Here is a 6,841-nt window from a genome sequence, read left to right on the forward strand (position 1 = left end):
TTCACTCGATCTGCGCCGTCGCGTAAATTCAAAAGATATTCGGATCAAAAATCACGCTCACCGCACCGCGATAGGTATCCGGACGCGTCGCCAGCATGGTGTCCACATCTTTCTGGCGCACCAGAAAATCGATACTGCCGGGCTCATTTGTGCCGTAGGTTTTTGCAGTGAAATAGTTCTGCCCTGCGCTTTTGCCAATCAAAAGTGGCCTGCCGCTTACCCTTGAACCGGTCTGCATATCCACCACCTTTTCCGGCAGATTTATCATCACTTTCATCGGCACCTGTTGTCCGCTGTTATCGCTGGTGAGCGCGCACTCCTTACCTGTCTGATCGGCGCAGTCGAGGAAAACCGTAAAGCTCCCCGAGCTTGTCAGGTTAAAATTGCTCCTGCCGGTCAGCTGGGGCGTGATGCGGGTAACCATCCAGCGTTCCCAGTTGGCCTCCCCTTCGTCAGCGGTACAAATTTTTCCGGCCGCACAGGGCTGCAGAGAGACTGACTGGTTTTCCGGGGTGGTGGTGAGCTTCAGCTCGTGGTTTACGCTCAGGGAAAAGTGAAGGTTTAACTGAGTGTCGGAAGCCTGAAAATTATCACCGAAATCAATATCGCCGCCGGGGCCCACCGTCAGGGATAAGGTGCCTTCATAAAGCCCTGAAGTTAATTTCAGCGGCTCCGGTGTTTGCAGCTCATACATGATGCTGGTGTCATTAATTAAGTAAGGCTCACCCGTCAGCGGTATTTTTGCCACTTTATAACAGGCCGCATTGTCGGCTGGCCATCGCCACATAAAACGATAGTATCTGGTTGTATATGCCCCTACACCGGAAAACATGCAGGGTGAGGGGGCATTAACAAAGCTTCCACCGGACCAGGATCCCTTATAATCATCGATAGTCCATGCATTATGTGTATTTAACACTGCACCAAATCCACCGACTCTGAAACGAACAATGGTATGGGATCCATCCTCCTGGTTGGTTAATGTTATATCCCGCCATGCGCCCGGCATCCTTAAATAGACGCCCATCCTGGGGTCAGAATTGGCCGTGAAGCCTGCCGTCGCCAGCGATGCGGTTATTCCACCCATGGAGATACTGAATGTTTTCAAATTAAGACACTGCTCAGGATAATCCGTACAGTACCCACCCGCGGGCGTGGTGTTGGTGAAAGTATTATTTTCTGGATTTTCCAGCGATGGCGTAAATGACGCGGTAATATCCATTGTCGCCGCCGATAAGGCGAAGCTCACAAGAAGCAGGCATGCAGCCAGCAACTGTGAAAGCACGCGTGTAAATGGAAGATTCATTTTTTTCACTCGATCTGCGCCGTCGCGTAAATTCAAAAGATATTCGGATCAAAAATCACGCTCACCGCACCGCGATAGGTATCCGGACGCGTCGCCAGCATGGTGTCCACATCTTTCTGGCGCACCAGAAAATCGATACTGCCGGGCTCATTTGTGCCGTAGGTTTTTGCAGTGAAATAGTTCTGCCCTGCGCTTTTGCCAATCAAAAGTGGCCTGCCGCTTACCCTTGAACCGGTCTGCATATCCACCACCTTTTCCGGCAGATTTATCATCACTTTCATCGGCACCTGTTGTCCGCTGTTATCGCTGGTGAGCGCGCACTCCTTACCTGTCTGATCGGCGCAGTCGAGGAAAACCGTAAAGCTCCCCGAGCTTGTCAGGTTAAAATTGCTCCTGCCGGTCAGCTGGGGCGTGATGCGGGTAACCATCCAGCGTTCCCAGTTGGCCTCCCCTTCGTCAGCGGTACAAATTTTTCCGGCCGCACAGGGCTGCAGAGAGACTGACTGGTTTTCCGGGGTGGTGGTGAGCTTCAGCTCGTGGTTTACGCTCAGGGAAAAGTGAAGGTTTAACTGAGTGTCGGAAGCCTGAAAATTATCACCGAAATCAATATCGCCGCCGGGGCCCACCGTCAGGGATAAGGTGCCTTCATAAAGCCCTGAAGTTAATTTCAGCGGCTCCGGTGTTTGCAGCTCATACATGATGCTGGTGTCATTAATTAAGTAAGGCTCACCCGTCAGCGGTATTTTTGCCACTTTATAACAGGCCACATTTTCGGCTGGCCATTGCCACATAAAACGAAAATATCTGGTTGAATAAACCCCTACGCCGGAATAGGAGCAAGGTGAAGGGGCAAAAACAAAGTTTCCCCATCCAGTGGGGCTTCCTGACCAGGCAGTATTGTGATCTTCTATCGTCCAGTCATTATGCGTATTTAACGTTGCACCGAATCCCCTCACCCTGAAGCGGACAGAGGTTTCGGAACCATCTTCGCGGTTGATTAACGTGGTATTCCGCCATGCGCCCGGCATTTTGAAATAGACGCCCATTCGGGGATCCGAATCGACCGTGAAGCCAGCCGTCGCCAGCGACGCGGTTATCCCGCCCATGGAAATACTGAATGTTTTTAGATCAACGCATTGGTCCGGATAAATCGTACAGTACCCACCCGCGGGCGTGGTGTTGGTGAAAGTGTTATTTTCCGGGTTTTCCAGCGATGGCGTAAATGACGCGGTAATCTCCATCGTGGCAGCCATCACCGTTGCGCTACCGGCAAGTAGCGCCATCCCCGTAAATAAGCTCAGTGCAACCTGTTTCATTTCGTTGCACCTGAACCAACCTGCTGGCATTTAAGCGCGCTGATAAACTGCACTCTCTTATTGGGATCCAACCCGGCTGGAATTTCGCAGTGCAGTTCTGGCTCGCCATTTTCTGCCGGAACCGTTAACTGGCGATTTGTGACACCGGAGTCCAGCGTCAATACCCCTTCCGCATTAACCATGGCCTGCGCGACATCGCTTTTGACGTAGCGGTTTTTAATCAGCTGGCCTTGTGCATTCTGCAGCATGCTAATCAGGGTTAAGGTCTTCACTGTTTTGATGTTCACATACTGAACGCTACCGCGATTCATCTGGATAGTCTGGCGCTCCGGGAACACCTGCACACTGTCGCCACCGGGGGCGCTAAACTGGATATCGCTTCTTTTCCAGAGCTCCGCCGGCAAAATATTGCGGCCTGGTTTCAGACGCAGTTCGCTCATATTGCCCGTTGCGAGGATACGGGTGTTTTTATCGTCAGCATCCATATCCACAATCACCGCAGACTGCATGCCACTGTTGTTGCCATTGACGGACGCGACCTTACCGCCGCCCATAACCAGCACCTGGCTTAGGTTCGCGCCTGCAATATTCGTTTTGCTCCGCATACTGTGCTGCGCGTAGAAGTTACCGTTTATCCAGGGGGTATCCACTGCGCCATTGCCATTCAACGTAGTATCCGCAGCACTCAAGGAAACACCGCCGCCTAAGTTGCGCAGCGTCCCTTTATCTTTTGGTTCCCATTGATACTGCAGGCTGGAATAACTCTGATCCTGTTCCAGGCCGGTGCTCAAAGATACCGAATGTTCTTCGGAGGGAGACAAGGCGATCGACACGCTAAAAGAGACACCCCGATCGCGGCGATCATTATCAAAGCCCGGACGGTCATAAGCGCTCATGCGGAAAGTGGTACTGCGATCAAAGAGGCGTGTTTGCGTACTCCACGAAACATCCGCCGCGGTTCCTTTACGCCAGGGGGTATCAATATATTGCGTATTGAGAATCAGCGAAGAGCCTCCCGGCAATCGGGACGACAAAGAGGCACCCCACGTTTGACCTGCCTGACGGGTACGAACGCGCCTTCCATAAACATCGCTAAGCGTAGAACGCCAGTAAAGGCTGGCGGAACCGCCCGCATATAAGTTGCGGTAATAGCGGAGATCTGTGTCCTGATTCGCTTGATATTGCGAATTACCCAGCGTGTACTGCGCAAAAAAGCGATCGTCTTGCGAAAGCGTAATGTTGGTGCGCATCCGCAGACGACGCTCTTTAAGAGACATCGCGCCGGAAAGTCCAACGGTCGCCAGGGGATTGACCAGCCATTCCATACCCGCGCCAGCCGCAAAGGGATTCTTATCCTCCGCGCTCACATCGCCACTTGCCAGCGCGCGACGTTGGCCGCCCCAGAGATTCATACGCCAGCGTTTGTCAGGGTTATTCCAACCCTGCGCCTTAAAAATCTGCGCTTCCTGAGTATCAACCACCTGGCCATTTTCGATAATTTTGATCGTAATATCATAAATACCAAGCGGCAGAGGGCGGGTATCCAGCGCCTGTACGCCCGCCTGTAATTGCTGGGTACGGATCATTTGGCCATTGCGCCAGACTTCAGCAACGGACTGATTGCGCCCCGTCACATAGACAGGCCACGCGCTTACACTGTCGGTGGTTGCGAGCAAGGCGTCCGATGTTCCCCACATGCCGCCAATAACAGTATCATTGCCAAACCCCGCGGTCTGGACGTTGCCGTTATCGCTGTCAGGAGTAAACACACCCAGACGCAAAAAGCTGCCTTTAAACTCTTTTTGGGTGAAAAGCTGATAGAGGCTGTAATTCCTGTACTGATACTCACCGTCAGTGCCTGAAGACTGGAACGCCGCTTGTTGACTCCAGCCGCCCAGTGAAGAGGTTAAAGATGAGTTAATCCCCCAACTGCGCATTGAAGCCGTGTCGGTGATTGAGAGGCTGTTATTCATAATCAACCCGGTCGGTGCGTCATCTGGCACTGACAAATAACGGCTGACGACCTGGCTGGTTTCATAATTAGCGGTGTAAAGTTTTAACGCGGAGTTATCAAGAGAATAAACAACCTGCATGAGTCCGGACGGGCAAGACTCTGTGCATTTACCTATGGCAACACCCTTCTGAAGAAAATCAGACCAGACTGCATTTGTTGCGGGATCACTATTTGGCTGCTCATCAATAACTCGCAGGAGTTTAATATCTCCATTTTCCCGCAGAGAAATACTGGCATCGAAAATATAGTTGTCGTTCAGATATACCTGAACGACAACTTCAGAATTATAAAAATACCGCTTAAAATCTTCTGGCAGCCCTTTCATATTTGCAGCAAGTTGCATATCACCAGCCGAAACAACGAATGGAACAGCAACAAGAAGTATTAATGATATTTTCATAATATTTTTATAATGAACTTATAGGGTATAAACGGAAATAAACGTTACGGATTAACTAGCGCTTCCTCAAACATCATCGCTACCTGGCCGGTAAAATCACCCTGCACAGTAAGAGCTTTAGAGTCAGACTGGCTGATACGCAAAGTAGTACGGCCGCCAGCTTTTGCTGTGGTATCGTCAACAACGGTTTGCGCCGTATCGCTCAGTTCAACACCGTTAAATTCAACTTTCAGAGGAATAATATCGGTACCGTTTGACAGAATAGCGTCACCATTAGAATCGGTATTCATCAATGTTGCCTGAATTCCGCCAGAAACGTTCTTATACTGGAACTGTTTTTCAAATGCTTTTAATTTGGACGTTGTAATATCATACTCAATTTCTTGAGCCTGATTAATCCATCCGCTTTCTACAGGTTCAACCTGAAAGTCATCGCTAGGAACATGAGCGAAAACATCGATATTGTAACTTTGTTGGTTTGCGGCCATCGCCGTTGTGCTGCCTAATACAGATAAAGACAGAACACCACCAAAGAGACAAGCTTTTGCAATTTTATTAGTCAACATGGAAAATCCTTTCAATTTAAAGAATACAACACTGCTTATTTGCAACTTACTTCTTAATACTAGAAACGTAGTTTCTTTTGGTTTTCCCCTTCAATAAGGGTGAAAAGAGTACTGCGCCCTTTCTGTTTATCTACTACCTTCGTTTTACCAGGCAGGATGAAAAGACGCGTAGCGCTATTACACCCTGTACCAGACGAGGTGCAATTGCGGATATTCTCCAGAACAATCGTGGCGGTGCCTTTGTTTGCTACTTTAATTCCCGCCGGTGAAGACGATTCAATTTGCGTATTAAAAACAGGCTTTGTAGGCAAAACGATCACTAATGTGCCGTAGCCAGATAAAACATTCAGGCCTGCGTTCAATGCTTTTTTACGATATTCATCGACTTCTTTATTATTTAATCCGAAGCCATCATCAGTTTTTGGCAGAACCGGAACAAATCTTACTCGATAATATTTTTCAACCGAGCGATCGCCTGGCCACATGAATCTTGCGGCCTGGAATCCGCCAGGCGGGATAATCATTCTGAGCGGGGTGACAATAAGTCTGTCTTTCTGTAAAGAATTACCCGCAATCTCTTTTACCGGTGCTTCTTTAACTTTCCCGCTTTTATCAATATTTACTTCCAGTAGATCGATGCGGACAAAAGCCGTGGATGTCCCGGTATTATAAATACGTTTAGAAATAGACTGCTTATCAGGCGTCAGTGTGTCATACATGCTTCCAATCCCTATTTCAGGGAGAGCGAAGGCCGCAGACATCTTAAGTCCGAATATAAGAGCCAGAGAAACAGATGAAATCTTTCTTAATAAGGAAACGCAACACATATTCAGTATCCAGACAACGCTAAAAACGAGGCAACGATAATCACGCCTCGAAATTAAAGCAACCGAACACATGCAGATTAATAAATTATTAAAAACCGAATCTTGATCAATTTTACTCCTCAGACCAGTAATTGCTATTTTTGAGGTGATATATGCCGATGATTTATAAGATTAATATGTTTTAATGTGCCTCCTGACTTGTCCTTTAACCAGCCTTTGCTAAAACATGGAGGCTAGCGCCTTGCACAGCACGAGTTTCCTGCATTAATCATTGAATTAATAAGCGTGGAAGAAAATTGCCACCAGATATACCCAGAAAGGGTTAGAAGTTTAAGGATAGAAGTTGGCGATTTGGCGATTTGGCGATTTGGCGGTTTGAAGGTTTGAAGGTTTGAAGGTTTGAAGGTTTAAA

General features: G+C 48.7%; 5 protein-coding genes. All 5 read right to left on the minus strand.

All coding sequences use genetic code 11. From position 1 onward, the window contains the following. Positions 1-28: 28 nt before the first annotated feature. Positions 29-1,306 carry a hypothetical protein gene (locus RT644_RS19650; protein WP_313627810.1) on the minus strand — a complete coding sequence of 426 codons (1,278 nt, stop codon included), beginning with the start codon at positions 1,304-1,306 and terminating at the stop codon, positions 29-31. A 32-nt stretch (positions 1,307-1,338) separates the two neighbouring features. Then, positions 1,339-2,622 (minus strand): hypothetical protein, encoded by a 1,284-nt coding sequence (locus RT644_RS19655; RefSeq protein WP_313627763.1) that lies wholly within the window; start codon positions 2,620-2,622, stop codon positions 1,339-1,341. Next, positions 2,619-4,715 (minus strand): TcfC E-set like domain-containing protein, encoded by a 2,097-nt coding sequence (locus RT644_RS19660; protein ID WP_233500425.1) that lies wholly within the window; start codon positions 4,713-4,715, stop codon positions 2,619-2,621. Before RT644_RS19660 ends, RT644_RS19655 begins: the two co-directional genes overlap by 4 nt. Positions 4,716-5,080: 365 nt before the next feature. Next, the gene (locus RT644_RS19665) at positions 5,081-5,602 is read right to left on the minus strand and encodes a CS1 type fimbrial major subunit (RefSeq protein WP_020455426.1); all 522 of its coding nucleotides are present in this window, start codon (positions 5,600-5,602) and stop codon (positions 5,081-5,083) included. Positions 5,603-5,661: 59 nt separating this feature from the next. Continuing rightward, the gene (locus RT644_RS19670; RefSeq protein WP_313627766.1) at positions 5,662-6,321 is read right to left on the minus strand and encodes a hypothetical protein; all 660 of its coding nucleotides are present in this window, start codon (positions 6,319-6,321) and stop codon (positions 5,662-5,664) included. Positions 6,322-6,841 lie beyond the last annotated feature (520 nt).

Origin of the sequence: Kosakonia sp. (genome assembly GCF_032104925.1) — a bacterium.
Taxonomy (GTDB): Bacteria; Pseudomonadota; Gammaproteobacteria; order Enterobacterales; family Enterobacteriaceae; genus Kosakonia.

What these genes read in the sequence shown, in the direction of transcription:
- RT644_RS19650 (WP_313627810.1), bottom strand. Translation starts at nt 1,306, where the DNA reads ATGAATCTTCCATTTACACGCGTGCTTTCACAGTTGCTGGCTGCATGC.
- RT644_RS19655 (WP_313627763.1), bottom strand. Translation starts at nt 2,622, where the DNA reads ATGAAACAGGTTGCACTGAGCTTATTTACGGGGATGGCGCTACTTGCC.
- RT644_RS19660 (WP_233500425.1), bottom strand. Translation starts at nt 4,715, where the DNA reads ATGCAGGTTGTTTATTCTCTTGATAACTCCGCGTTAAAACTTTACACC.
- RT644_RS19665 (WP_020455426.1), bottom strand. Translation starts at nt 5,602, where the DNA reads ATGTTGACTAATAAAATTGCAAAAGCTTGTCTCTTTGGTGGTGTTCTG.
- RT644_RS19670 (WP_313627766.1), bottom strand. Translation starts at nt 6,321, where the DNA reads ATGTATGACACACTGACGCCTGATAAGCAGTCTATTTCTAAACGTATT.